Genomic DNA, 893 nt, shown 5'->3' with positions numbered 1-893 from the left:
TAATCTAGGAACGATTTGTCACTGGACGGATAATTACGGATCGCCAGTGTGTTAATGAACACACCGACCAGATTACTGAGCTCCGTATGCGGTCGTCCGGCAATCGGCGTGCCAACGACGATGTCCTCTTGGCCTGTGTATTTGTGTAGGAGCGTGGTGTACGCCGCCAGCAACACCATATACAGGGTAGCGCCGGTTTGCGCCGCCAGTTCTTTCAGGCGTTCACTCACCTCACGCCCCAGTACAAATTCGATCGTATCCCCTGCCGTACTCTGCACCGCTGGACGGGCAAAGTCAGTGGAGAGATCCAGTACAGGTAGCTCACCCCGGAAGGTGTTCAGCCAGTACGTTTCCTGACGCTGCATCCACTCCTGATGGGCCTCGCTTTGTTGCCATACGGCATAATCCTTGTACTGAATCCGCAATGGCGCTAGCTCTTCACCGTCATACAAGCGGACAAATTCGTCGGTCAGGACCTCTAGGGACACCCCATCCGAGACGATATGGTGCATATCGAGCATGAGCAAATATTGAGATTCCTGCTCTACTCCCTGAACGCCCAGATCCACCAAGCCTACCCGCAGCAGCGGTGCAGCTTGTAGATCAAACGGACGGACAAAGCGACTCACCAGCTGTTGGGCTTCTATGTTGACATCTGTGTCCACAGTCGTAGCTGCTGCCAGTACCTTCGTATATTCCACCGCAAATGGCACGGTGTCCTCGATCCATTGCATTGGCTCGCTGTCGATGAGCTCAAAGCGAGTACGCAAGGTCGCATGACGGGCGATCAGTTGACGGAATACATGTTCCACTCGTGTCACATCCAGCGGGCCGCTCACTTGCAGCACCGACGGCATGTTGTAGTTCACATCCTGCGGGTCGAACTGATGCAG

General features: G+C 54.6%; 1 protein-coding gene. It reads right to left on the bottom strand.

Annotation, left to right across the window (positions count from 1 at the left end):
* Positions 1-893 (bottom strand): condensation domain-containing protein (locus ABEW32_RS26255; RefSeq protein ID WP_430193232.1); only part of this gene is annotated, 893 nt, incomplete at both ends.

The sequence above is a fragment of the Paenibacillus jamilae genome (assembly GCF_050482105.1).
In the GTDB taxonomy this organism is placed as follows: domain Bacteria; phylum Bacillota; class Bacilli; order Paenibacillales; family Paenibacillaceae; genus Paenibacillus; species Paenibacillus jamilae_B.
The sequence above is the reverse complement of the archived record's forward strand: the minus strand, read 5'-3'. Positions and strand labels throughout refer to the sequence as shown.